Below are 26,149 nucleotides of genomic sequence, written 5' to 3'. Positions count from 1 at the left end.
TTTATGAATTATTGCATTCCATTTTGGTTTATTATTGCCTCATTTTTAATTTCTAAGGTTTTCCATTTGGTGTTTTTTATTCCTTCTAAAAGAATTTTATTGTTTTTTCGAGCGATTTTAAAAATGAAATCAGAATTTTCAATTTCTTCCGGTAATTTTTCATTAATCATACCACTTTCATTAATAAAAACCGATTTTTTAGTAAAAGCCATTAACGAAAAATTAAAACCGTTACTTGGTTTAAGTTCGATTTTATTTGCGTGTATTCTTACTTGAACCTCAAAAGGTTTGTAAACATTTGTAACTGTAAAAGATGAGCATACAAATATACCTAATAAAAGGAAAATTTTTTTCATAACTATTTGATTTTAAGGTTTATGTAAAAATAGCAAAAAAAAAATTATCTTGTAAAAACTAATTTATTTCCATCAGATAAATTGCCATCGAATGCATAACCTTCGTAGTTAAATCCTTTTAAATCTTCAATGGTTTCTGCGTTTGTGTCAATTATATAACGAACCATTAAACCACGAGCTTTTTTAGCAAAAAAGGAAATTATTTTTAGTTTTCCATCTTTGTAATCTTTAAATTCCGGAGTAATAACTGGAACTTTAAGTTTTTTTACATCAACAGCTGAAAAATATTCGTTACTCGCTAAATTGACAAATAATTCGTCAGTTTCTAATTCTTCATTTAAAGCATCGGTAACTGTTTTTTTCCAAAACTCATATAAATTTTTCTTGGTTCCAATGGCTATAGAAGTACCCATTTCTAATCGATACGCTTGCATCAAATCTAAGGGTTTTAGTAAGCCATATAAACCAGACAAAATTCTCAATTTATCCTGTAAAACTGCTATTTTATCAGTTTCTAGTGAATAAGCGTCTAAACCCGTATAAACATCACCGTCAAAAGTATAAACCGCTGGTCGTGCATTTTCTGTTGTAAATGGAAGTTCCCATTTTTGATTGCGTTCCCAATTTAATTCTCCTAATTTTTCAGAAATGTCCATCAATTCCATCAATTGTTTTGGTTTCTTCTTTTTTAGGGTTTTCTGAATGGTTTCAGCTTGTTTTAAAAAAGACGATTCCGTGTACAATTGAGTGGGAAGTTCTTTTTCAAGGTTTAAAGATTTAGCGGGCGAAATAACAATTTTCATTTTCAGTAGATTTTTTTCAAAAATAAGCAATAGGATTATTTATTACAACTCAGATTTGAGATATTTGACAGATTAATGTAATTTCTTAAATCTGTGTTGAGAACTTTGAACTTGTTTTTAAACTTCAACTTTGATATTGCATTTGAAATCCCTAAATTCGCCACATGATTAAAGTGATTCTTTTAGGTTCCGGAAACGTGGCAACGCATTTATTTCAGGCTTTTTCCAAAGCTACTGAAGTAGAAGTTGTGCAAGTTTTTTCTAGAACGCTTTCTGAAGATTTTCCTAAATCCATTCAAACTTCTGATTTTACTAAAATTTCTGACGCAGATATGTATATAATTTGTGTTTCAGATGATGCCATAGCAAGTGTTTCTAATCAATTAGAATTTGAAAACAGGTTAGTAGTGCATACTTCAGGAAGTACTGATTTTAATTTGCTTGACAAGAAAAACAGAAGAGGTGTTTTTTATCCTTTGCAAACTTTTTCTAAAAATAAATCTGTTTCATTCACAGAAATACCAATTTGTTTGGAATCGGAGCATGTATCAGATTATTTACTTCTTGAAAAAGTAGCGCAATCTATTTCTAATTCAGTGTATAAAATTGATGGCAATCAACGAAAAGCTTTACATGTTTCAGCTGTTTTTGTTTGTAATTTCACAAATCATTTGTATCAAATTGGAAATGAAATCTGTAATCAAAACAATATTCCTTTTTCAATTTTACAACCTTTAATTGAGGAAACTGCCTCAAAAATTAAAACATTATCTCCAAAAGAAGCTCAGACTGGACCAGCTTTAAGAAAAGATTCCAAAACAATAGCAAAACATATCGATTTTCTTAGCGATGAAAATCAGGTTGAAATATATAAATTACTGACAAAATCTATACAAAATGTCGAAAAGTTATAAAGAATTAATGAATGATATTAAAGCGTTTATCTTTGATATTGATGGCGTGTTAACAGACGGAACCGTTCATATCTCTGAAGATGGACAATTACTTCGTCAGATGAATATTAAAGATGGTTATGCTATGAAAGCGGCTATAGATAAAGGTTATCCGGTTTGTATTATTTCTGGCGGAAGCAATGAAGGTGTTCGTGTACGCTTACAAAATTTAGGAATTAAAGATATTTATTTAGCTGTTCCAGATAAAATGGAACGATTTTATGAATTTTGTGATGGATACCAACTCAAACCTGAAGAAATCTTATATATGGGTGACGATATCCCAGATTATTTAGTGATGCAAAAAGTAGGTTTACCAACCTGTCCGCAAGACGCCGTTCAAGAAATAAAGGGAATTAGCAAATACATTTCTCATGTAAATGGTGGAAAAGGTGCAGTTCGAGATGTAATTGAACAAGTATTAAAAGTTCAAGGAAAATGGATGGATGATTTTGATGGACAACTTGATTAAAAATAAATAATTAACAAAAATGAAATACTACTTAAAACTGATACGTATAGAAAACTTATTAATGATTGCTCTATCGCAAATCGTAATAAAATATACTTTTTTAAATCAGGCAGAAATTTTACAAGCCTTAAACAATTGGAAATACTTTTTATTAATTATTGCTACGCTTTCAATTGCTGCCGCTGGTTACATTATCAATGATATTTATGATGTTGATGTAGATGCTATTAACAAACCAAATAAAGTGTATGTTGGTTCGCATATTTCGGAAAAAAATGCTTATAACTTGTATTTTGCATTAAATGTAATTGGAGTTGGTTTAGGATTTTATTTGAGTCGAACCGTAGGAAAACCAGCAATTGCAGCTGTTTTTGTAATATGTTCAGCCTTGTTGTATGTCTATTCAAATGGTTTAAAACAACTACCAATAGTAGGAAATGTCGTTATTGCTTTTCTAGCTGCTTCGAGTATTTTAGTTGTCGGATTATTTAATATTTTCCCTTTTATTTTCGAATTCAATAGCAATGAAATGTTTAACATTTTGTCTGTAATTATTGATTATGCAGTTTTAGCTTTCTTGTTACATTTTGCCAGAGAAGTTGTCAAAACAATCGAAGATATTGAAGGCGATAAAGCTTTTGAAATCACAACTGTGGCTTCGTATTTCGGAATCCCAGTAAGCAAAATCTTAACCAGTTTCACTTTATTAGGCTTTATAGGATATGCTTGTTATTTCATTTACAATAACATTATGCACATGCCGTATGTAATTGGTTATTTCGTGATTTTAATGATGCTTCCAACTTTGTTTGTGATTTTTAAAACGATTACTGCCAAATCAAAAGCTGACTTCAGTTTTATAAGTAAACTGTTAAAAATTATCATGTTAACTACCATTTTTTCATTAACCGCTATAGTTTTAATTGGAAATTAATATGCTTCACGAAAAATTCAAAAATCATCGAATCATTTTAGCATCTGGTTCACCTAGAAGACAACAATTTTTAAAAGAATTGGATGTCGCTTTCGAAATTCAATTGAAAGATATTGAAGAGCTTTATCCGGAGCATTTACAAGCAGAAGAGATAACCAATTTCTTGGCTAAATTAAAAGCTTCTGCTTTTGTTTCTGAATTAAATGAAAATGATATTTTAATTACTTCAGATACTATTGTTTGGCTGAATAACAAAGCGCTAGGCAAACCAAAAGATTACGAAGACGCTTTTGAAATGCTTACCGAAATGTCAGGAACTACTCATAAAGTAATCACCTCAGTTTGCATTAAAACTACTAATAAAGAAGTTGTTTTTCACGAAGAAACATTAGTAACCTTTACGAAGTTATCGGCAGATGAAATTAATTATTATCTGAAAAATTACAAACCTTTCGATAAAGCGGGTTCTTATGGAATTCAGGAATGGATTGGTTTAGTTGCTATAGAGAAAATTGAAGGAAGTTATGCGAATGTGGTAGGCTTGCCAACGCACAGATTGTATGAAGAAATGATGAAATTATAAAACATGAAATTAATTTTTTGAACACAGTTTGGAGAAATTATATTAATCTGTGAAATTTTTCAAACTTTGCTTTAATCATGAAATTATTTTTTAATATGAATTAGGGAAATTATTTTAATCCGTCAAATTTCTATTATCTGTGTTTAAAAAAAATGATTTTTGAACATATTTTTGAATTTTAAGATTTGGATTTTTTTACTTACTTTTGTAAACACAACACACAGTAACATGAGTCAAAAACTATTGCTCAACACCAAAGAAGTCAACATCATCTTACATCGATTGGCCTGTCAATTAATCGAAAAACATCTCGATTTTACAAATACCATTCTTATCGGAATTCAACCAAGAGGAACTTTTTTAGCTAAAAGATTGGCGGAAATTTTAAAAGAGGAGTATCAAATCTCTGATTTAAAATTAGGTTTATTAGATATTACTTTTTTTAGAGATGATTTTAGAAGAAGTGAAAAACCTTTCGAAGCCAACCAAACACAAATAGATTTTTTAGTGGAAGATAAACATGTCGTATTTATTGATGATGTTTTATACACTGGAAGAAGTATTCGCGCCGCGTTAACAGCTATTCAATCCTTTGGTCGACCAAAATCTATAGAGCTTTTAACCTTAATTGATAGACGTTTTAGTAGAGATTTACCTATTCAACCTGATTATCGTGGTCGACAAGTAGATGCCATAAACAACGAAAAAGTTTTGGTAAAATGGATGGAAAAAGATGGCGAAGATGCCGTTTACATAGAGGTAAAAGATTAAGAGCCAAGTAAAAAGTAAAAAGTTTAAAGAAATCTTTGCGGTTAGCCTTGCGTTTCTTTAAGGTTTAAAAAACAACATAACTACAAAAAAATGAAAGAATTAAGCGTCAATCATTTACTCGGAATAAAATATATTAACAAGAATGATATTAATTTAATTCTTGAAACAGCAGATCAGTTTAAAGAAGTAATTAATCGTCCGATAAAAAAAGTACCATCACTAAGAGACATCACCATTGCGAATATCTTCTTTGAAAACAGTACCAGAACAAAATTGTCTTTCGAATTGGCTCAAAAACGACTTTCAGCAGATGTAATGAGTTTTTCCTCTGCACAATCTTCTGTAAAAAAAGGAGAAACATTAATTGATACGGTAAATAATATTTTAGCCATGAAAGTGGATATGGTGGTAATGAGACATAGTTCGCCAGGTGCCGCACATTTTTTATCACAACATGTAAAAGCAAGTATTGTAAATGCTGGTGATGGTGCACATGAACATCCCACTCAAGCTCTATTAGACAGTTACACAATCAGAGAAAAATTAGGTGAAGTTGCTGGTAAAAAAATAGTTATAGTTGGAGATATTTTACACAGTAGAGTAGCGCTTTCTAATATTTTTGCCTTACAAATGCAAGGAGCAGAAGTAAAGGTTTGTGGACCAAAAACACTAATTCCACAATATATTAATTCCTTAGGAGTTACTTACGAACCCAATTTAATAAAAGCTTTAGAATGGTGCGATGTAGCGAATATGTTACGCGTTCAAAATGAAAGATTAGATGTAAGTTATTTTCCGAATACACGTGAATACACACAACAATTCGGACTAACAAATGAAATACTAAACAATCTGAATAAAGAAATTGTAGTGATGCATCCCGGACCAATTAACCGTGGTGTAGAAATTACTTCAGATGTAGCAGATGGAAAGCATTCAGTTATTTTAGATCAAGTAGAAAATGGGGTAGCCGTGAGAATGGCGGTTATATATTTATTGGCGAGCAAGATTCAGAATTAATTTAAAGTTAGAAGTCGGAAGATTGAAGTTGGAAAAATTCAATTATCATAAAACCTTTTAAACTTTTAACCTTTTAAACTCATAAACTTTTCAAAAATGAAAGTAGAACAAAAAGGACATACCACAACAATTAAAGATACAGAAAGTAGTTTTGAAGCGTTTTTGGAAAAACTAACGTCGCAATACAATTCGTTCAAATCAGTTAATTTAATTATTGATGTAACTCATGATAAATCATTTAATATGAGTTGTTTGAAACAATTTTCTGATTTAGCTAAAACACATAAAAAAAACAAAAAGTCTTTTGTAGTGGTTGCCGAAGATATTGATTTTAATAAAGTCCCAGCTTCAATCAATACGGTTCCTTCTTTATTAGAAGCGCATGATATTATTGAAATGGAAGAAATTGAACGCGATTTAGGATTTTAATTTTTATAACAATGATAAAAAATAGATTTTTTAAATTGTTTTTGAGTGTTTTAGGTCTATTCATTTTCTCCTTTGCCTTATATCATGGAATCAATGAATATTTCAGTGCTAAAAAAATCAATATTTTTAGATTATCTATTTCATTTGTTATGATTTTAGTATTACTTGTAACCACTTACAACCTTATTTTAAATAAAAAAAGATAAGATGAAATTTAGCAATCGAACCATACTGTATTTGAATATAATTTTATTGTGTTTATTTTGTGGTAATTTATTTCTCAAAATTAAAGAAGGGTATTATTCATCAGAACCGAATTATTTTGGGATTTTAATTTCTGTATTGGCTATTATTTTTACTTTGAATCAAATTTATAAAGTTTCTAAACTAAATAAAACCAATGATGACACAAATTAAAATACATCTATTTTTTTAGTAATATTCCTGATTTTATTAATAGTAAACATTTTACTATCTATCAAAAATAATCAATTTGAAGGATGGCGAATTTTATCAAATATCTTTTTAATTTTAGTTTTCTATTTGATCATTTATAAGGAATTAAAAAAACAAAAACCATAATAAAAACATTGAAAATCAAGATTTTAGGCTGTTATGCCGCTACACCAAGAACAATAACAAATCCAACCTCACAAGTTTTAGAGATTAAAAGTCACATGTTCTTAATTGATTGTGGAGAAGGAACTCAAGTACAACTTCGCAAACATAAAATTAAATTTTCTCAAATTGAACATATTTTTATTTCTCATTTACATGGTGATCATTTCTTCGGATTAATAGGTTTAATTTCTACTTTTATGTTACTTGGAAGAGAAAAAGACTTACACATTTATGGTCCGAAAGGCATTAAAGAAGCTATTTTATTGCTCTTAAAACTTGGAAATGCATATACTTCGTATCAATTATTTTTTCACGAATTAACTGGTAAAGAAAGCGAAGTGATTTTCGAAGATGAAAAAGTGAAAGTAACCACAATTCCTTTAAAACACAGAGTTTATACTAATGGGTATTTGTTTGAAGAAAAAAATAAAGAACGAAAGTTAAATATTGATGCCATTTTAAATTACGAAATTGAAAAAGTATATTATAATAAAATTAAATACGGTGGCGACATTACTTTAGATGATGGAAAAGTTATTCCGAATTCAGAATTAACTTTCGATCCTGAACCTGCAAAAAGTTATGCCTTTTGTTCGGATACGATTTATAATGAAGAAATAATTCCTATAATTAAGAATGTTACGGTTTTGTATCACGAAAGTACCTTTTTAGAAAGCGAAAGTCATTTAGCAGAAAAAACAATGCATACTACTGCCAAAGAAGCCGCAAATATTGCTAAATTAGCAGAAGTAAAAACATTATTATTAGGACATTATTCTACACGTTATGGAAATATAGAATTGTTCCGAAACGAAGCTAATGAAATTTTTGAAAATGTTTTATTAGCTGATGATGGTTTAGAATTTGAGTTTTAATTTATTGAAACACAGATTAAAGAAATTAAAGATATCTAAAAAAAAGCCTTCGCGACTTTGTGACTTCGCGGTATATATTATGAAAGATTTATCCGATTACAGAAAATCATACGAAAAAAGTGAATTGTTAGAAAACACAATTCCAGATGATGCTATACAATTGTTTCATAAATGGTTTTATGAAGCAGAAGAACAAGAAGATGGTGAAGTAAATGCCATGACAGTTTCTTCAATTGGTTTAGATGGATTTCCGAAAAGTAGAGTAGTGCTTCTTAAAAAATTCAATGAAGAAGGCTTTATCTTTTACACCAATTACAATTCTGAAAAAGGAAAAGCCATTTTGCAAAACCCAAATATTTGTATTTCTTTTTTTTGGCCTACACTAGAACGACAAGTTATTATTAAAGGTACAGCTGAAAAAACGGCTGCTGTAATTTCTGATACTTATTTTGATTCTCGTCCTGAAGGAAGTAAATTAGGAGCAATTGTATCCAACCAAAGTGAAGTGATTCCTTCAAGAGCCTTTTTAGATGAAAAACTAAAAGTATTAGAAAATGAGTTATCAGGTTCTGAAATTAAACGTCCAGAAAATTGGGGCGGATTTTTAGTAAAACCTATCGAAGTAGAATTCTGGCAAGGAAGAGCAAACAGACTTCATGATAGAATTAGATACCAATTGAACCAAGATTTTAGTTGGAAAATTGATAGATTATCTCCTTAATTTTATTTGATAAAAACTAAGTAAGCCTAAGTTTTTGATTTAGACTTTTTTTATGTTTTTACCTACAAAAAATATAACCAATTGATTATTAATCGTTTGAAATGTTAAAATTTATTGCATTTCATCGATTTAATTTGTCGTTGAGTAAGATAAAATATACTTTTGCCTTGTTAATCAACAACTTAATGATTTACACTTTATAATGCATCAGAAAATATTGATTTTATTTAAGTTTTAATTGTTTGGTTTTAGTTATAATGCATTAAAAATCCCATTTAGATAGTTCAGAATGGGATTTTTTTATTATGATTCAGAGTCGTCATCTTCTTCAATTTCTGAAACACTGTCTTCTTCGTCTTCGTCGCTGAACAATTCGAAAAAAGTGAAAGTCGTTCCACCATAAGTTCGTGCGAATGAAAAATTATCTAAATGTTCTAATTTCGTATCTTTTGAATGTTCTATAATTAGCATGCCTTCTTCATCTAATATTTCATTTTCAAAAATTAGAGTTGGAATTTTTTCAAAATCTTTTTGTTCAATATGATAAGGTGGATCAGCAAATATGATATCGTAACTTCCTTTGTGCTTTTGTAAAAATGTAAATACATCACTTTTAATTGGCGTGATGTCAAAATCAAATTCTGTTGAAATTTTTCTTATATAATTCACACATCCCATATCCGCATCAACAGCTACCAAAGGTGTAGCTCCACGAGATGCAAATTCATAAGCGATATTTCCTGTTCCAGAAAATAAATCTAAAATTTTAAGTTCACCAAAATTAAAATGGTTGTTCAAAATATTAAACAAGGCTTCTTTCGCCATATCGGTGGTTGGTCGAACGGGTAAATTTTTAGGCGCTTGTAATCTTCTTCCTTTATATTTTCCTGATATTATTCTCATGAGTGAAATAAAATAAAATGCTTTAATAGGTCTTTTTCTCCTACATTAAAAGCTGTTTTTAAGTGTGAAACCTCTAAAATATTACAATTTCTTATGTATTTGTAGGCGATTTTAAAAGCATCACTCTCTTCCGAAATGTCGCCAATAAAATGAACTGGAACAATTTCTGGATTCAATTGTAATTGCTCATAAGTAAACAACAAGTAATAAATGAAGTCTTCTAATGTTTTGTAAATAAAGGTGTTGAATAATAACAACTGTTTGTTTTTGGTCACCACAATTTCAAATCTATCGTTTTGAAAATGAACAAAAACTTGTTTGGAGTCATTATTTTTCGAAAAATCTAATGCTTTTTTAACGAATATCGAATTGCAATTCTTATAATCAAACGTATCGTAATGGTCTAACAAATAGTTGTTTATATTCGTATAAGGAATAAAAACATTATTTAAATCGTACGTATCCAAATAATCGTAAGCAAAATAATCTGTTTCAAAAACCTTAGAATTATATTGCAAATAACTTCCTAAATAATTCGGATCAAATAGGGAAGAAGGCACAAAAGTGTTTAAGTTAGAATTATGTAAAACCACTACATCATCGTACTTTTCTTCTAAAATTGGGTTTTCCACAAAAATCTTCCACAATTCTTCTTCTAAAACATTATTTTGATTAAAAACATACGATTTGTGCGTAATTATTTTGTTCGAAATCAAATCAATAACACAAAAAGAAAGGCTACTAATTGCAACCTCAAAGCATAACTTTTTATAAGTTTTTTGAGTAATATCCTGATTCATGTTTTCTATTTGATGGACAAATTTACATTTTTTGAGAGAATTAAAAACCTTCAAATGAAATTATATTTAAAATCCTTGCTATATTTGGTGTTCTTAAATAAAAATGAATGTCGCCAACGCAATTTTACAGAGTTTTAATAGACAATTTTCCTTTTGAGCCAACCGCTAATCAGGATATTTTCTTCCAAAAAATCGCAGGCTACATTTTACATTCCAAAGACGATTTATTTGTATTAAAAGGATACGCTGGAACAGGAAAAACAACTGTAATTTCTACTTTAGTAAATCAATTAAATTCGGCTAATAAAAAAGCAGTAATGTTAGCACCCACGGGACGAGCTGCCAAAGTGATGTCGGCTTATTCAGAAAAACCTGCATTTACTATTCACAAACGTATTTATTTTCCAAAAAAGAATAAAAATGGCGGAGTCGGATTTGTGATGCAAGCCAATAAATTTAAAGATACGATTTTCATTGTCGATGAATCTTCTATGATTTCAGATCAATCTAACGAAACAAGTTTGTATGAAAACGGTTCTTTATTAGACGATTTGTTGTTTTATGTAGATGCAGGACAAAATTGTAAAATAATTTTAGTCGGAGATACCGCGCAGTTGCCACCAGTGAATTCTGATATTAGTCCGGCTTTGGATATTCATTCTTTACATGTAAATTACGATAAAGAAATTGTTCATATTGAGTTAGATGAAGTCATGCGACAAGCAGAAAACTCAGGAATTTTGTACAATGCTACCGAATTGAGAGAATTACTAAAATCGCATTTTATAGATGATTTTAAGTTCCTTTTAAAACGCTTTAAAGATATCGTTCGACTAGAAGATGGTTTTGATATTGAAGACGCGATTCATCAATCGTATAGAAATTATTCTACGGAAGATACTTCTTTTATTGTGCGTTCTAACAAAAGAGCCAATCAATACAATCAACAAATTAGGCAACGAATTTTAGGAAAAGAAAGCGATTTATCGGCTGGCGATTTATTAATGGTTGTAAAAAATAATTATTTTTGGTTAAATGAAACTTCACAAGCAGGTTTTATAGCCAATGGAGATATTATTGAAGTACTAAAAATTAGAAATATTCAAGAATTATACGGCTTCAAATTTGCGAATGTTACGATTCGAATGATAGATTATCCCAATGAAGCTTCCTTTGAAACGGTTTTACTTTTAAATACCATTGAAAGTGAATCGGCTTCGTTAACTTATGAAGAATCGAACCTTTTATACCAGGAAGTTTCTAAAGATTATGAAGACGAAATTCATAAATATAAAAAATTACTTAAAGTAAAAAACAATCCGTATTTCAATGCGTTGCAAGTTAAGTTTTCTTATGCAATTACATGTCATAAATCGCAAGGTGGACAATGGAGTAGTGTATTCGTAGAAAAACCTTATTTACCCAATGGAGTAGATAGAGATTACATTCGTTGGTTGTACACGGCTATAACTCGTGCCAAAGAGAAGTTATATTTAATTGGGTTTAAAGAAGAAGATTTTGTATAAACTATAAAACTCGTAAAAATTCAATTTCATTACATTTAAAATGAAATTATATCTTAAAAAAATAATATTAATAAAATTCTATAAATTAATAAAATGAAAATAATTGCTGTCATTCCTGCTCGTTATGCTTCTACACGATTTCCTGCTAAATTAATGCAAGATTTAGGTGGAAAAACAGTCATTTTAAGAACGTATGAAGCTGCACTGTCTACCAATTTATTTGATGATGTATTTGTGGTAACCGATTCCGATTTAATTTATAACGAAATTATTTCGAACAACGGAAAAGCAATTAGGAGCATCAAAGAGCACGAAAGTGGAAGCGACAGAATTGCTGAAGCTGTTGATAGTATTGATGCTGATATTATAATCAACGTTCAAGGTGATGAACCTTTTATCAATAAACCACCATTAGAACAAATTATTGAAGCCTTCAAACAAGATACAGATTTGAAAATAGATTTGGCTTCGTTAATGTTTGAAATTAAAGAGAAATCGGAAATTGAAAATCCGAATAATGTGAAAGTAATTACGGATCAACAAGGATTTGCATTGTATTTTTCACGTTCGGTAATTCCGTTTCCACGTGAAGAAAATGTAGGAGTTCGTTATATGAAACATATTGGAATTTACGCTTTTAGAAAGCAAGCTTTATTAGATTTTGCTAAATTACCAATGCTTTCTTTAGAAGCTTCAGAAAAACTAGAACAACTTCGCTATTTAGAATACGGAAAACGCATCAAAATGATAGAAACAAGTCATGCTAGTATCGGAATTGATACACCAGAAGATTTAGAAAAAGCTAGACAATTGATTTAACTTGTTTTTAGTTTATCCAAGTATTTTATTCCATAAACTTATTTTCATCCTACAAAAAAAGCAGGAAGTTATAAAACATCCTGCTTTTTCAATATATTTAAAATTGGAAAATTACTTTTCTTGTAGGTATTTTTCAGGTTCTTTTAAAAATTTATCTTTACATGTTTTAGCACAAAATCCGTAGAGCTTTCCTTTGTAATGTGCCGTGTCGGATACACCATGTTTTTTAATATCCATTTTACAATAAAAATCTACTTCATTATCGTATTTTAATTTGTTTAAAGGATTTTCTGGTTCTACAAGTTTTGAAGCTTCAGTTCCAGCCATTTCTTCTTCTTTTTTGTGGCAACTGATTGCTAAAACTGCTAACAAAATAACTATTGATTTTCTCATTTTTATAATTTAATGGTGTTCTTCATTGGTACATAATCCGATAATTTCATGAAAAACATCATGCAATTTTGCTAAGGCTTCTGTAATTTCTTTATCCGATTTTTTACTTTTTACTAATTTGTCTAATTTCTTGCTGTCAGCTTTTAATTGCTGAACTGCAGCTACAACTTCTTTTTTATTAAATTCGGTTGGAATGATTGATTTTGCTAATGCATCTGCTTTAGCAACCATTTCTGCGCTTCTAGCTTTTATGGGTTTTAAATCGCCTTCTTCACTTGGATGAAAGGTTTGTGACATCACTTTGTGAAAATCTTTTAATGCTGGCCAATCGTCAAATTTTCCTTTAGTGGCTGCTTTATAATTCGCGCTTACTTCATTCCAATTGATTACATTCCAAATCGAAGTTAAATAATCGGCACGTTTGTTTTGATATTTTAAATAATACGCATGCTCCCAAACATCAATACCTAAGATAGGTGTTCCTTTTGATTCAGCAACATCCATTAAAGGATTATCTTGATTAGCAGTAGATGAAATTACAAGTTTTTTATTTGAATCTACAGACAACCAGGCCCAACCCGAACCAAATCGAGAAGTAGCTGCAGCATTAATTTTTTCTTTTAAAGCCTCTAAACTTCCGAAAGTTTCAATAATTGCTTTTTCTAATTCTGCAGATGGTTTAGTGTTTTTTTCAGGAGTTAAAATGGACCAAAATAATTCGTGGTTAAAATGTCCACCCGCATTATTTCTGACAGCAGGACTAAATTTAGACATCGAAGCAAAAATTTCTTTAAGCGACATTTTTTCAGCTTCTGTACCAACAATTGCTGCATTTAAATTTTTCACATACGCAGCATGGTGTTTACTGTAGTGAATTTCCATGGTTTGCGCATCTATTACAGGCTCTAAAGCTGCATACGAATAGGGAAGAGGTTTTTGAGTAAATTGTGCAGAAACACTCAAAGTTACAATTGATAACAAGAATAAAATTTTATTTTTCATGTTGATTTATGATTTATTTATAAGTGTAAAGTTACGACGTTTTCAGCTTGAAAAGTCATTTTTGACAGAACTTTAAGATTTAATAATACAATCTGAAATCTAATAATTTACAAAGTGCATAATTTTTTTCAAAAAGCGTTTCTACGACTTCATCAATATTTTCATTATCTTGAAATAGTTTAAAAAATACTTGATCTAATTGGTAACTTTTTAAATTATTAAATTTCTCTCCGTAACCAGAAATGGCTTTTGCACCTGTAACATCGAGGAAAAATTGAGCTTGGTCGTTAGTTAATTCTAGCGTTTTTGTATTAGCAAAATGAATGATTTTTCTTTTCATTTTCCCTTCAAAAAGTTCTGCAATTTCATCTAAGCTATAATAGTAATTGTAAATACAAATGTTGTTGTTTTCGCCTTCCATTACCAAATAAATAATTTCATAATTCTTAAAATTATGATCGTCATAGAGTAGTGCTGATAAACTTTCTTCTAAGCCTTCAATGGTGTCACAAGCTTTATAAATATTAGGAATTCCGTGATGTAAAGCTAAGCTTTCTAACTGCTTTTCAATTTCAGTAACTTCATCAGTATCAATATCTTTTACTGCTTCTAAACAGAATACAAATTGTTCTAATTCTTCCATATTTTAATGTAAAGGGCGTTTTTTAATCATTCCGCCACGTGTATCTTTTACGCTATTCATCACCACAAATGCAGATGGGGAAATTTTGTCTAATTCGGTCATTAGTTTGTTCAATTCTAATCTGGTAATTACCGTGTACACAATATCTGTTTCTTTAGTTTCACCTCGTTTACCAAATCCTTTTTTTCCGCTATAAACAGTAACGCCACGTCCCATTTTATTTATAATCATTTCTCTAATTTCCTCATTATGAGAAGAAACAATTGTTACGCCAATATATTCTTCAATACCTTCAACAATAAAATCGAGTGTTTTTGAAGCTGCTAAATACGTAATCATGGAATATAAAGCAATCTCGATCCCTAAAAAATAAGCAGCTGTTCCGAAAATTAGAACGTTTATAATGATAATAACATCTCCAATTGTGGTTCCAAATTTCCGACTTAAATAAATAGCCAAAACTTCTGTTCCATCAATAACTGCACCACCACGAATGGCAAAACCAATTCCAGCTCCAAGGAAAAAACCTCCGAAAACAGCAACCAATAAATTATCATTTGTGATATTTGGAAAAGTTAATGTCGCAAGAGCTAATGAAAGTCCACCAATTGCAAAAGCTGTTTTTATAGCAAATTGCTTTCCAATTACATTAAAACCTAAAAATACAAAAGGCAAATTGACTAAAATAATTAGCACATAAAGAGGAATATTAGTTAGTGAAGCTACAAGTAATGAAATACCTGTAGCGCCACCATCAATAAAATGATTCGTTAATAAAAACGCTTTAAAACCAAAGGACGCAGACAAAATTCCTAAGACAATTAAAAACACATCTTTTATATTATGTTTGACTGTAATTTTAAGTTTTTTGTATGCTTTAGCGAAAATATAATCGGAAATTTTACCTTTTTCTAAAGAAGAATCCAGAAGTATTATTTTGAGAATGATGTTTTTAAAAAAAGAATTCATTTTATATGTTTTAAATTTATTTTATATGATTTTATGCAACACGTTTTGCCATTTTTGAATTATTTCGATTTCATTGACTATAAGTCTTGTTTCATTTTTATCGAAAAATTCTAAAACTATTGTTGGTTTTGACGCGAAAGTTAGTTCTAACTCTAACTTTTCCAGAATCTTATCTTTATTTTCAGTTCTTTCGATTCGACAATTTGATAAATCTGAAATATTAATGGTTATAAATTTATCAAATTCATCTGATTTTTTGGAAAAAAAAAGTAATTTATTTCTTTTATCTATTCCGATAATTGAAGCATTCCAACTGTCTTTTTCATGAATCATCGAATCATTTTCTTTTGCCTTCAGAATTAAATTTTTGTTTCTTTTTTTCTGTTTTACACTTGAATTAAAATAGAACAGTAAGAAAGGTAATAAGCACATAACCAATACTATACTACCAATTAGTAGGGATGTTGTATCCATGATTTATTTTTTAAAATTAATTTTACATTGATTTTTTGCACAATTAAAAATTGTTACAAAGCTATTTAAGTGAAATGTAGAATTAATTTACCAGAAAGTATGAAAAGGAAATATGATATCAATCGGTTTAAAACGAATGGGAAGTAAAGTGTAGAAAAAATAACTTTTGGCTAAAACCGATTTGTTTTGTTTTTTCTTAATAACAGTTTTTACAAAATTATTGCAATAAAAAGCCTTTGTAACTTTCGATTTTGCAACATAATGAAATTGAATATTTCGATTGAATTGACAACTTAAAACAGATGTTGGTTTAGTTGTATGAACTTCTTTTTTACCGTTTTGACTGTATTGTGGAGAAGATAAAACACTTACATTCATTTGTTGTAAAGTACTAATTACAAAGTATCCTACAACAGAAAAAAGAAATATAAATCCTATTTTTAATAAGTTTTTCATCGCTCCAAAAGTAGTCGTAATAACCTTAAAGTACTAATCTAACACAGAAATTTAGGATAATTTTAATATAAAGTAATTAAGTTTATAATTTTTTAATGATGAGCAAATCGTTAAAACGTTCCACATTTTTAAGAACCGTTACATCAAATTTTTCAGATTCAAAATTTTTCAAATACTGATTTAATTGGTCTCTTTTATTACTATCTAAAAGCATGGTATTAAATAAAATAAATCCATTTGCTTGAAGTAATTTTTTAATGTTATCTATAAAACTTTTCTCAAAAAGAAAGCTTGGCATTTCTGTATCTTTAAATATATCAATAATAATTAAATTGTAGGTTATAATACTTGTTTTCACAAACTCTTCCGCATCGGCAATAACACATTTAAAGTTTCCAATTTTATCTAAACCAAAATATGAATTAGCAATATCAATTATTTCGGCATCTAATTCAACGCCCGTTATCTTTTTAGAAAATTTAAAATCAGAAATCAAGGTTTGAACTACACTACCACCAGCAACGCCAAGTAACAAAATAGCATTCATGTTATCAATTTCATCTTGACCAATAGTAATAAGTCCTTTTTTTAAAACCGTTTGTAAACTACCATAAGAATAATTGGTGTTTTTAGTATTTAACATTGTTTTTCCATTGTACAAAGTCACTTCTAAGGACTTACTAATAGAAGACGATGTATTATAAATAGTTATAGGATAGAAATAACTTAATATTTTTTTAAACATTGCGCTTTGATTTGAGTAAATATAGTATATTTTTGCTAACCAAATTTTGCGACATGAAACAATTTATTTACCGATTTATATTTTTTAAAGTAATGGGATGGAAAGTGAAAGGCACTTTTGATACCCATATAAAAAAATGTGTAATAATAGTTGTTCCACATACAAGTTGGTTTGATTTTTTTATTGGAGTTTTTTTCAGAGGAACTTATCCTGTAGAAATTAATTTTTTAGCCAAAAAAGAATTATTTAAATTTCCGTTAGGACCATATTTAAAATGGATGGGTGGCATTCCTTTGAATAGAAGTAAAACTGAAAATAAAGTTGATACTATTGCAAAAATTTTTGAGAAAAATGAAGTTTTAAGACTTTCATTATCGCCAGAAGGAACAAGAAAAAAAGTAGACACATGGAAATCTGGTTATTATTACATTGCTCAAAAAGCTAACGTACCTATTATTCCAATTGGTTTTGATTATGAAAACAAACAAGTTATAGTTTTCGAACTTTTCATGACCACTAATAACTACGAACAAGATGCTAAGTTTTTAGAAAATTTGTTTAAAAATGTAAAAGGAAAAGTTGCTGAGCAAAGTTTTTATTAATTTTTTTTACCTCAAAAGTCTCTATTTTATTGATGTTTTAAAAAAAAAATAAAAAAAAAACATTTTTTTAAAACCAAAACCTTATAGTTTAACGTACATAGATATGTAAAACTATAAATATGAAATCTACTTTATTTTCAATAACAGCTTTAGCATTATTTGCAACGTCCTGTTCAGACGAAGTAGGTATGTTAAGTAAGCCGATTTCAAATCCAGAATTAAAATTAGTTACTACAAGTAACACTTCTGGAAAAGTTTCTTACACCAATTTATTAGCTGCTTCAGCAACAGTAAAATCACTAACAATTAATGGTTTGGATGCAGATGGTGCCTACTTTAACAGCGAAACTGATGAACTTATGTTGGCATCAAGAACCAACAATACTTTACAATTATACAAAGGACTAAACAATTCTGTAATTAACAACACAGATAATTTATTATTACAATCTTCTACTGGAAATACTGATTTTAACAATCCAAGAGAAATTGCTGTATCAGGGGATAAGATAATAGTAACTCAAGACCAAAATACTGCTAATGGAAATACAAACAAACTTGTAGTTTATCAAAAAACAAGTACAGGTTTTACGCTTTTAAATTCATACACTGTAAATTTTAAAACTTGGGGAATTCATATTGAAGGAAATACTTTATATGCGGTTGCTGACTTAGCGAGTGATTTATTAATTTTCGAAAACTTTTTTTCAAATTCAAACGGGAATATTCTACCTACTAAAAGAGTTACTATTGAAGGCTTAGTTAGGACGCATGGAATTACTTTTTCTGCAGCTGATAATAGAATGGTTTTAACAGATGTAGGAAATGCGACTTCTGCAACAGATGGTGGAATTATTGTTATTAATGATTTCTCAACAAAAATTGCTGCAACTCCTAACATGGGAACAATTACTATGGCAAACCAAGTAAGAGTTTATGGACCAAATTCAACTTTAGGAAATCCAGTGGATGTAGCTTACGACAGTGTAACAAACAATATATATATCGCTGAACGCTTGAATGCAGGCGGAACAGTTCTAACCTTTTCATTGCCAACTACAAGTAGTGACGCAACACCTTTAAATACCAGATCAGAAGCAGGAGTTTCATCTGTATATTTAATTAGAAAATAATAGTTTTAGTTTTTTTTTTAAAATCCCAACTCTGATTTATTTCAGGTTGGGGTTTTTTTGTACATAATTTTTAAAGGTTCCGTCTTTAAAAAAAACAACAATACTTTCAATGTCAGAATTCTGATTCAATTCATTCAACGAAGTTTTAAATATTGGTGTATTTGAAATATTTTTAAGATCATCCTCAATTACAGCAGTTTTTTCATCATTATTTGTTGTAGAAAATAAATCTGGCGTATTTTTTTCTTCGTTATTAAAACTTAAAATAGAAGTAGTGGTTACGTTTGTTTCATCTTGCTTATAATTTTCATCATTAGGGAAATTTCCTTTTCCATTTAACAACCATAATAATTCTACTTCGGGAAAGCACTCTAAAACCTTTAAAATAAAATCTAAACTGGGTTTATTTCTTCCAGATAATAAGTGTGAAATACTAGAACGCTGAACTGAAATTTTATCTGCAAAGGAAGAAGCAGTTAAACCATAATAATCAAAAATAATTTCCAACCGTTTCACAAAATCGTCTGTATTAATCATAGTATTTCAATTTGAATTGTTTGTTTACAAATGTAATAAATAAATTGGAATTATTGGTATTTACAAATGTAAATAAATATGAATTAAGCAAATATAACTTAAAGTAAATACATAATAAAACATATTTAACTTATTGATTTTAAATCTATTTATATTTTTAAAATATATAAATTTACAATTGTTAATTATTGCCTACTAATACTGTTTACAAATGTTTATTCAGAATACAAGTTGTTAGTTTACAAATGTAAAATTTAATATATTTACATTTGTAACATGAAAAACAATTTACAATTAGCAACAACGTATTTATATGATTCCATTGTAGGACGATACGTCACTATGGAAGATATCGACTTATTTGTTGAAACTTTACATGAAGGATTTAAAATTGAAACAGTAGGATTTTCAGTAAATAAAAATCCAATAGTATCTATACAATTTGGCAAAGGAAAAACTAAAATTTTAGTTTGGTCTCAAATGCATGGAAATGAATCAACCACAACAAAAGGATTAGTTGATTATTTAAATTATTTAAATTTAAACCAAAAAGAATTCGAAACCCTATCAGAAAACTACACATTCTATATACTTCCTATTTTAAATCCAGATGGCGCCATTTTGTATACAAGAGAAAACGCAAACAAAGTTGATTTAAATAGAGATGCTTTGGAGTGCACTCAGCCAGAAAGTAAAATTTTAAGAAAAGTTGTAGCAGATTTTAATCCAGATTTTTGTTTTAATTTACACGATCAACGTACAATTTTTGGATTAGTTGAAACGAAATTACCCGCAACTATGTCTTTTTTAACTGCTTCATACAATATAGAACGTGAATTTAACGTTGTAAGAAAGAGAGCGGCATCTGTTATTGCAGAAATTCATACAGAATTAGAAAAATTCATACCCAATCAGGTTGGACGATTTGATGATTCCTTCAACATAAATTGCACAGGAGACTATTTTACTAACAAGGGTTATCCTACAATTTTATTTGAAGCAGGACATTATTCGAATGATTATCAAAGAGATATTGTAAGAAAATATGTTTTTATTGCCTTAAAAAAGGCAATTTTATCTTGTAACGAAAACGTTGTAGTACTGTCAAATTTTAACAAATATTTGCATATTTATCAAAATAACAAATGTTTTTATGATTTTATTTTTAAAAATGTCAAAATTATTAACAATAATGTAGAAAAAATCATTAAATTTGCAGTCCAATACAAGGAAGTTCTGATGGGTAATAAAATAATGTTTATTCCCGAAATTGTTCAAATTGAAAATTTAGATGATTTTTATGCACATCAAACCATTGATTATAAAAATGAATTATTTGAAATTGAGAATAGAAACTATCCAAAAATTGGAGACACTGTAAAAATTAGAATATAAAAAAGAGTAAAAAAATTGATTATGAGTAAGTTTAGATTAGATGAAGTAGATCACCAAATTTTAGATATGTTAATTGACAATACTAGAATTCCTTTTACTGATATTGCAAAAAAATTATTAATATCTGCTGGAACGGTTCATGTTAGAGTTAAAAAAATGGAAGATGCAGGAATTATTCAAGGATCTTCATTAACTTTAGATTATGAAAAATTAGGTTATTCTTTTATTGCATATGTGGGTATATTTTTAAATAGTACCTCTCAGACAAAATTTGTTTTAGAAAGAATTAATGAAATTCCATTCGTAACAGTAGCTTCAGTAACTACAGGAAAATTTAATATCTTTTGTAAAATTAGAGCAAAAGACACTGCAAATGCAAAAGATATTATCTTTCAAATAGATGATATCGATGGTGTGTACAGAACAGAAACAATGATTTCGTTAGAAGAAAGCATTAACGATAAAAAACGATTAATGCATACGATTTTCAAAGAATTGTAATATATTTAGGCTTTCATTTTTGAAAGCCTTTTTTTTAATATAAATTCTTATGATCAAATTAAATCAAAACGAATATTTAGACTATTACGGTTATTATATTTCATTAAATAGTACTGATGATTTCATTCTAAATTTAGAAAATCAATTGGAGAGCACATCGCTTTTTTTCAAATCTTTACCAATTGATAAATTAGAATATCAATATGAAGTAGGGAAGTGGACACCAAAAGACATTTTGCAGCATATTATAGATACTGAGAGAATTTTTGCCTATAGAGCTTTACGTTTCGCTCGTTTTGATTTAACAAACCTTCCTGGTTATGAAGAAAATGATTATGCTAATTCTGCAAACGCAACAAATCGAACAATTGGAGATTTAATTGAAGAATACAAAGTTGTAAGATTAGCTTCGATACATTTATTTAAAAGTTTTTCAGAAAAAATGCTTTTAAATATTGGTTTGGCTAATAATGCTCCTGCTTCGGTTAGAGCCTTAGGATTTATCATTGCTGGACATGAAATCCATCACGTTACCATAATTAAAGAAAGATATTTAAAATAAAAAATCCCGTTCTAATTTAGGAACGGGATTTTTTTTAAGATTTAATCTTCATCGTCGTAATCATCAGCATCATCGCTGATTTTATTTCCATCAGCATCTTCTTCATCATCTAATTCGATTTTTTCTTCTTTTTCATCATCATCATCAGAATCATCATCAATTTCTAGCTCTTTCAACGCATCTAAGTTTTCCTCTGGTGCGAATAAATCGTCATCTTCATCGAAGTTTTCAATTCTATCGGCTAACTTCATACTCACTTTTACTAAATAAATAGTGTCTTCGGTTCTAACTTCAACGGCTTCAATGGTCTCATTCTTAGCGTTTTTGAAGCGAATAATATCCGAATCATCATATCCGTCAGGAAACTTTTCAACTAATAAGTTTAAAATCTCGTTTGTTAATTTTGCGTACTCTACGATTATTCTTTTCATTTGTTGCGTGCCTTAATCAATTTAAATGTCAAATTTAGTATTGAAATATTAAAATTTAAATTTTTTTTAAACTTTTTTTTTTCTTATTACCAACCTAAAATATAAGCAAATATTAGTGGTGTCACAATTGTAGCATCAGATTCTACAATAAATTTAGGTGTATCGACATCTAATTTTCCCCATGTAATTTTTTCATTTGGTACAGCACCAGAATAAGAACCATAACTAGTAGTTGAATCTGAAATTTGACAGAAATAACTCCAAAATGGCACATCATGCATTTCCATATCTTGGTACAACATTGGAACTACACAAATTGGGAAATCTCCAGCAATACCGCCACCAACTTGGAAGAAACCAATTCCTTTACCTGCACAGTTTTTCGGATACCAATCTGCCAACCACATCATGTATTCGATGCCACTTTTTGTTGTAGACGCTTTAAATTCTCCTTTAATGCAGTATGATGCAAAAATATTACCCATTGTACTATCTTCCCAACCTGGGACTACAATTGGCAAGTTTTTTTCAGCTGCTGCAACCATCCAAGAATCTTTAGGATCAATTTCGTAGTATTGTTCTAAAACACCAGAATTGATCATTTGGTACATAAATTCATGTGGAAAATATCTTTCACCAGCTTTATCAGCATTATTCCAAATGTCGTATAAATGTTGTTGTAAACGACGGAAAGCTTCTTCTTCAGGAATACAAGTATCTGTAACTCTATTAAAGTGATTGTCTAATAATTCTCTTTCTTCTTCTGGCGATAAATCTCTGTAATTTGGTACTCTTTTGTAGGAATTATGCGCTACCAAATTCATGATATCTTCTTCTAAATTTGCACCTGTACAAGAAATAATATGAATTTTATCTTGACGAATCATTTCTGCTAATGATTTTCCTAACTCAGCTGTACTCATGGCACCAGCTAAAGTTACCATCATTTTTCCATTATCTAATAAATGTTCTTCATATCCTTTAGCTGCGTCAACTAAAGCAGCAGCGTTAAAATGCAAATAATGCTTTTCTACAAACTGACTAATTGGTCCTTTACTCATTCTATTTATTTTTCGTTCTTGTTTTTATTATATCCTAAAATTTCTAAAACCTGGTCGGCATTTTGCTGCTCAGAAAATACTTCTGTAGCAAAAATTCCGTTTTTATCTTTATCGATTAAAATATGTTTCGGTTGCGGTAAAATACAGTGACTTAATCCGCCATAACCTCCAATTGTTTCTTGATACGCACCGGTGTTGAAAAAGCCGATATATAGTGGTTTTTCTTTGTTGTATTTTGGTAAATAAACCGCATTCATGTGTTGTTCAGAATTGTAATAATCATCGCCATCACAGGTTAATCCGCCTAAAAGTACACGTTCATACACGTCGTTCCAACGATTGACAGCTAACATTACAAAACGCTTATTAATTGCCCAAGTATCTGGTAAAGTTGTGATAAATGAAGAGTCAATCATGTTCCAATTTTCTCTATCATTTTGTTTCTTTTGATATAAAACTTGGTACAATGCGCCACCAGCTTCACCAACTGTAAACGAGCCAAATTCTGTAAAAATATGTGGCACGTCAACTTCTGCTTCATCACAAGCAATTTTGATTTGATTTAGAATTTCATCTACCATATATTGGTAATCATATTCAAAAGCTAGAGAGTTTTTGATTGGAAAACCACCACCAATATTTAAACTGTCTAAAGAAGGACATTCCTTTTTTAAAGCAATGTATACTTTTAAACATTTTACTAACTCGTTCCAGTAATAAGCTGTATCACGAATACCCGCATTAATAAAAAAGTGAAGCATCTTAAGTTCAACCTTCTTATTATCAGCGATTTGTTTTCTGTAAAACGGTAAAATATCTTTATATCCGATTCCTAAACGTGAAGTATAAAACTCAAATTTAGGCTCTTCCTCTGCTGCAATTCTTATTCCGATTTTAAATTTACCATCAATTTGTTCTTGAAGTAAGTCTAATTCTTCGTAATTATCAATAACAGGAATAGTGTTTTTATGTCCATTATTAATTAAACGCGCAATGTTAGTTACATATTGATCTCTTTTGAAACCGTTACAAACCACAAATGAATTTTTGTTGATTTTACCTTGCTCCATTAAATTCTCTACAATATTGATATCGAAAGCAGATGAAGTTTCAATGTGAATATTGTTTTTAAGTGCTTCATTTAAAATGAATTCAAAATGCGAACTCTTAGTACAATAACAATAAAAATATTTGGCCTCATACCCATGTTTTTCCATTGAATTTCTAAACCACATCTTCGCTTTGTTGATGTTTTCAGAAATTTTAGGTAAATACGTAAACTTTAAAGGCGTTCCATATTGTTCCACTAATTTCATTAAGTCTATACCGTGAAACTGTAAATGGTCTTTATTTAAAGTAAATTCTTCCTGTGGAAAATAGAAAGTTTGATTTATAAGGTCGGAATATTTTGTATTCATTGAATAAATAAAAGTTTAATTGAAAAAATTAGTTCCAAAACGATTAGCAAAAGTAAAAATAATATTGCTAAAAATAGTTGTAATTTAAAAAAATATTAAATCTGTAAATAATCTTGAAAAGCTAATAAAATCAGAGAGTTATCAACGGTTTGATTGATTTTAATTTCTCCTATTTTGTTTAATAAAGCAAATTGTACTTTTCCAAACTCATTTTTCTTGTCAAAAATTAATAAATCTATAATTTTTTGAATGTCAGCTTCATCAAAAACAACCTTTTCATAAACATCGGTAATAATGTATTTGATTTCTGCATATTCATCATTTGAAATCAGATTTAGTTGTAATGATAAATGACTTTCTAAAATCATTCCAACGGCAACTGCTTCACCATGCAACAAAGTTTTTTTATGTTCAGATTCTAAAAAATAACTCTCAATAGCATGTCCTAATGTATGTCCAAAATTTAAGGCTTTTCTAATTCCGTTTTCTGTTAAATCTTCAGAAACAATTTTGTTTTTTATTTCAATTGATTCTTTAATTAAAACATCTAAATCATCTGTATTTAAATTATTTAAATTTTTTAATTTATCCCAATATTTTTTGTCGTAAATTAAACCATGTTTTAACATTTCTGCCAAACCGGAACGCATTTCATTGGATGGCAAAGTTTCTAAAAATTTAGTAATAACCACAACCGATTTTGGTTCTTTAATTACGCCAATTTGATTTTTTAAATTCCCTAAATCCACGCCGTTTTTACCACCAATAGAAGCGTCAACCATAGCTAAAAGTGTAGTGGGTATATTTATAAAATCAATTCCTCTTTTAAAAGTACAAGCAACAAAACCACCAATATCAGTAATTACACCACCACCAAGATTCAGTAAAATACTTTTTCTATCTGCACCTAACTCAATTAAAGTATGCCATAAATCTAAACAAGTATAGATGTTTTTATTTTCTTCTCCGACTTCAATTTCAATAATTTCTATTTCTATTTCTGTTGGTAAATTGGAAAGAAAATAAGGCAAACAATTCTCATTCGTGTTTTCATCAACTAAAACAAAAATTTTAGAATAGTTTTCTTTTTTGAGAAGGTTTTCTAAATAAACAAAACTAGTATCATTAAAATAAATAGAATAATTATTGGCTTGAATAGGGTTCATCGATTTTTTTTATAAAATTCTTTGCAAAATAAATTAAAAAAAAGGAGAAATCATTACATCAATAAGTATATTTGC

31 protein-coding genes and 1 pseudogene are annotated in these 26,149 nt (G+C 29.1%); 16 read left to right on the top strand and 16 right to left on the bottom strand.

The window, feature by feature from the left end:
- Nucleotides 1–8: 8 nt before the first annotated feature.
- Both G4D72_RS07890 and yaaA read right to left on the bottom strand, forming a co-directional pair.
- The gene (locus G4D72_RS07890) at nt 9–356 is read right to left on the bottom strand and encodes a hypothetical protein (protein WP_166077124.1); all 348 of its coding nucleotides are present in this window, start codon (nt 354–356) and stop codon (nt 9–11) included.
- 44 nt (nt 357–400) lie between these two features.
- Nucleotides 401–1,159, bottom strand: a complete 759-nt coding sequence (gene yaaA, locus G4D72_RS07885) for a peroxide stress protein YaaA (RefSeq protein WP_166077123.1) — start codon at nt 1,157–1,159, stop codon at nt 401–403.
- A gap of 164 nt (nt 1,160–1,323) precedes the next feature.
- On the opposite strand from yaaA, the gene G4D72_RS07880 reads away from it, so the two are divergent.
- The 9 genes from G4D72_RS07880 to pdxH all read left to right on the top strand — a co-directional run bounded on the left by G4D72_RS07880 (nt 1,324) and on the right by pdxH (nt 8,538).
- Nucleotides 1,324–2,073, top strand: coding sequence for a Rossmann-like and DUF2520 domain-containing protein (locus G4D72_RS07880; RefSeq protein ID WP_166077122.1), 750 nt, complete (start codon nt 1,324–1,326; stop codon nt 2,071–2,073).
- Nucleotides 2,057–2,584, top strand: a complete 528-nt coding sequence (locus G4D72_RS07875; RefSeq protein WP_166077121.1) for a KdsC family phosphatase — start codon at nt 2,057–2,059, stop codon at nt 2,582–2,584. Before G4D72_RS07880 ends, G4D72_RS07875 begins: the two co-directional genes overlap by 17 nt.
- 19 nt (nt 2,585–2,603) lie before the next feature.
- Nucleotides 2,604–3,518, top strand: coding sequence for a geranylgeranylglycerol-phosphate geranylgeranyltransferase (locus G4D72_RS07870; protein ID WP_166077120.1), 915 nt, complete (start codon nt 2,604–2,606; stop codon nt 3,516–3,518).
- Between the two features lies 1 nt (nt 3,519).
- Nucleotides 3,520–4,101, top strand: coding sequence for a Maf-like protein (locus G4D72_RS07865; RefSeq protein WP_166077119.1), 582 nt, complete (start codon nt 3,520–3,522; stop codon nt 4,099–4,101).
- Nucleotides 4,102–4,329: 228 nt separating this feature from the next.
- On the top strand, nt 4,330–4,872 hold the full coding sequence (gene pyrR / locus G4D72_RS07860; RefSeq protein WP_166077118.1) for a bifunctional pyr operon transcriptional regulator/uracil phosphoribosyltransferase PyrR: 543 nt from the start codon (nt 4,330–4,332) through the stop codon (nt 4,870–4,872).
- 90 nt (nt 4,873–4,962) lie between these two features.
- Nucleotides 4,963–5,892, top strand: coding sequence for an aspartate carbamoyltransferase catalytic subunit (locus tag G4D72_RS07855; protein ID WP_166077117.1), 930 nt, complete (start codon nt 4,963–4,965; stop codon nt 5,890–5,892).
- Nucleotides 5,893–5,988: 96 nt separating this feature from the next.
- Nucleotides 5,989–6,321 (top strand): ribonuclease Z, encoded by a 333-nt coding sequence (locus G4D72_RS07850; protein WP_166077116.1) that lies wholly within the window; start codon nt 5,989–5,991, stop codon nt 6,319–6,321.
- A gap of 590 nt (nt 6,322–6,911) precedes the next feature.
- Nucleotides 6,912–7,817: a ribonuclease Z gene (locus tag G4D72_RS07845; RefSeq protein WP_166077114.1), complete on the top strand. Its 906-nt coding sequence runs from the start codon at nt 6,912–6,914 to the stop codon at nt 7,815–7,817.
- A gap of 79 nt (nt 7,818–7,896) precedes the next feature.
- Nucleotides 7,897–8,538, top strand: a complete 642-nt coding sequence (gene pdxH, locus G4D72_RS07840; protein ID WP_166077113.1) for a pyridoxamine 5'-phosphate oxidase — start codon at nt 7,897–7,899, stop codon at nt 8,536–8,538.
- A 303-nt stretch (nt 8,539–8,841) separates the two neighbouring features.
- Here the strand turns inward: pdxH and rsmD are convergent, their stop codons facing one another.
- Together rsmD and G4D72_RS07830 are read right to left on the bottom strand one after the other, a co-directional pair.
- Entirely contained in the window at nt 8,842–9,441 is a 600-nt protein-coding gene (rsmD, locus tag G4D72_RS07835; protein ID WP_166077111.1) for a 16S rRNA (guanine(966)-N(2))-methyltransferase RsmD, read from the bottom strand.
- Entirely contained in the window at nt 9,438–10,241 is an 804-nt protein-coding gene (locus tag G4D72_RS07830) for a DUF3822 family protein (RefSeq protein ID WP_207784883.1), read from the bottom strand. The genes rsmD and G4D72_RS07830 overlap by 4 nt, the downstream gene beginning before the upstream one ends.
- 107 nt (nt 10,242–10,348) lie before the next feature.
- Between G4D72_RS07830 and G4D72_RS07825 the strand changes: the two genes are divergently transcribed.
- The gene (locus G4D72_RS07825) at nt 10,349–11,767 is read left to right on the top strand and encodes an ATP-dependent DNA helicase (protein ID WP_166077110.1); all 1,419 of its coding nucleotides are present in this window, start codon (nt 10,349–10,351) and stop codon (nt 11,765–11,767) included.
- Nucleotides 11,768–11,860: 93 nt separating this feature from the next.
- Nucleotides 11,861–12,586, top strand: a complete 726-nt coding sequence (gene kdsB / locus G4D72_RS07820) for a 3-deoxy-manno-octulosonate cytidylyltransferase (RefSeq protein WP_166077109.1) — start codon at nt 11,861–11,863, stop codon at nt 12,584–12,586.
- A 111-nt stretch (nt 12,587–12,697) separates the two neighbouring features.
- Here kdsB and G4D72_RS07815 read toward each other — a convergent pair whose 3' ends face one another.
- From G4D72_RS07815 to G4D72_RS07785, 7 genes and pseudogenes are all read right to left on the bottom strand, one after another.
- Nucleotides 12,698–12,979: a YHS domain-containing protein gene (locus G4D72_RS07815; protein ID WP_166077108.1), complete on the bottom strand. Its 282-nt coding sequence runs from the start codon at nt 12,977–12,979 to the stop codon at nt 12,698–12,700.
- Between the two features lie 336 nt (nt 12,980–13,315).
- Nucleotides 13,316–13,981: pseudogene (locus G4D72_RS13420) on the bottom strand (superoxide dismutase); the annotation flags it as partial.
- 79 nt (nt 13,982–14,060) lie between these two features.
- Nucleotides 14,061–14,624: a DUF6642 family protein gene (locus G4D72_RS07805; protein WP_166077106.1), complete on the bottom strand. Its 564-nt coding sequence runs from the start codon at nt 14,622–14,624 to the stop codon at nt 14,061–14,063.
- Between the two features lie 3 nt (nt 14,625–14,627).
- Nucleotides 14,628–15,593 carry a YitT family protein gene (locus G4D72_RS07800; protein WP_166077105.1) on the bottom strand — a complete coding sequence of 322 codons (966 nt, stop codon included), beginning with the start codon at nt 15,591–15,593 and terminating at the stop codon, nt 14,628–14,630.
- Nucleotides 15,594–15,614: 21 nt separating this feature from the next.
- Nucleotides 15,615–16,067 (bottom strand): hypothetical protein, encoded by a 453-nt coding sequence (locus G4D72_RS07795; protein ID WP_166077104.1) that lies wholly within the window; start codon nt 16,065–16,067, stop codon nt 15,615–15,617.
- An 87-nt stretch (nt 16,068–16,154) separates the two neighbouring features.
- Nucleotides 16,155–16,523 (bottom strand): hypothetical protein, encoded by a 369-nt coding sequence (locus tag G4D72_RS07790; RefSeq protein WP_166077103.1) that lies wholly within the window; start codon nt 16,521–16,523, stop codon nt 16,155–16,157.
- An 82-nt stretch (nt 16,524–16,605) separates the two neighbouring features.
- Nucleotides 16,606–17,268, bottom strand: a complete 663-nt coding sequence (locus G4D72_RS07785; RefSeq protein WP_166077102.1) for a spermidine synthase — start codon at nt 17,266–17,268, stop codon at nt 16,606–16,608.
- A 53-nt stretch (nt 17,269–17,321) separates the two neighbouring features.
- On the opposite strand from G4D72_RS07785, the gene G4D72_RS07780 reads away from it, so the two are divergent.
- Nucleotides 17,322–17,870 (top strand): 1-acyl-sn-glycerol-3-phosphate acyltransferase, encoded by a 549-nt coding sequence (locus G4D72_RS07780; RefSeq protein ID WP_166077101.1) that lies wholly within the window; start codon nt 17,322–17,324, stop codon nt 17,868–17,870.
- A gap of 119 nt (nt 17,871–17,989) precedes the next feature.
- A complete protein-coding gene (locus G4D72_RS07775) occupies nt 17,990–19,003 on the top strand; it encodes a lactonase family protein (protein WP_166077100.1) in 1,014 nt (337 codons plus the stop codon).
- Between the two features lie 36 nt (nt 19,004–19,039).
- On the opposite strand, the gene G4D72_RS07770 is transcribed toward G4D72_RS07775, so the two are convergent.
- Entirely contained in the window at nt 19,040–19,540 is a 501-nt protein-coding gene (locus G4D72_RS07770) for a helix-turn-helix domain-containing protein (protein WP_166077099.1), read from the bottom strand.
- A 276-nt stretch (nt 19,541–19,816) separates the two neighbouring features.
- Between G4D72_RS07770 and G4D72_RS07765 the strand changes: the two genes are divergently transcribed.
- Genes G4D72_RS07765 through G4D72_RS07755 form a run of 3 tightly spaced genes read left to right on the top strand, consistent with a single transcriptional unit; the run spans nt 19,817 to nt 21,998 of the window.
- Entirely contained in the window at nt 19,817–20,935 is a 1,119-nt protein-coding gene (locus tag G4D72_RS07765) for a M14 family metallopeptidase (RefSeq protein ID WP_166077098.1), read from the top strand.
- A 21-nt stretch (nt 20,936–20,956) separates the two neighbouring features.
- Nucleotides 20,957–21,436: an Lrp/AsnC family transcriptional regulator gene (locus G4D72_RS07760; protein ID WP_166077097.1), complete on the top strand. Its 480-nt coding sequence runs from the start codon at nt 20,957–20,959 to the stop codon at nt 21,434–21,436.
- Nucleotides 21,437–21,485: 49 nt separating this feature from the next.
- Nucleotides 21,486–21,998: a DinB family protein gene (locus G4D72_RS07755; protein WP_166077096.1), complete on the top strand. Its 513-nt coding sequence runs from the start codon at nt 21,486–21,488 to the stop codon at nt 21,996–21,998.
- 41 nt (nt 21,999–22,039) lie between these two features.
- Here the strand turns inward: G4D72_RS07755 and G4D72_RS07750 are convergent, their stop codons facing one another.
- The 4 genes from G4D72_RS07750 to aroB all read right to left on the bottom strand — a co-directional run bounded on the left by G4D72_RS07750 (nt 22,040) and on the right by aroB (nt 26,074).
- The gene (locus G4D72_RS07750; RefSeq protein ID WP_166077095.1) at nt 22,040–22,429 is read right to left on the bottom strand and encodes a DNA primase; all 390 of its coding nucleotides are present in this window, start codon (nt 22,427–22,429) and stop codon (nt 22,040–22,042) included.
- Between the two features lie 86 nt (nt 22,430–22,515).
- Nucleotides 22,516–23,490, bottom strand: a complete 975-nt coding sequence (locus tag G4D72_RS07745; protein WP_166077094.1) for a deoxyhypusine synthase family protein — start codon at nt 23,488–23,490, stop codon at nt 22,516–22,518.
- Nucleotides 23,491–23,495: 5 nt separating this feature from the next.
- Entirely contained in the window at nt 23,496–24,908 is a 1,413-nt protein-coding gene (locus G4D72_RS07740; protein ID WP_166077092.1) for a type III PLP-dependent enzyme domain-containing protein, read from the bottom strand.
- Between the two features lie 95 nt (nt 24,909–25,003).
- Nucleotides 25,004–26,074: a 3-dehydroquinate synthase gene (gene aroB / locus G4D72_RS07735; RefSeq protein ID WP_166077091.1), complete on the bottom strand. Its 1,071-nt coding sequence runs from the start codon at nt 26,072–26,074 to the stop codon at nt 25,004–25,006.
- Between the last annotated feature and the right edge of the window lie 75 nt (nt 26,075–26,149).

Source organism: Flavobacterium difficile, from assembly GCF_011392115.1.
Lineage (GTDB): Bacteria > Bacteroidota > Bacteroidia > Flavobacteriales > Flavobacteriaceae > Flavobacterium > Flavobacterium difficile.
The sequence above is the reverse complement of the archived record's forward strand: the minus strand, read 5'-3'. Positions and strand labels throughout refer to the sequence as shown.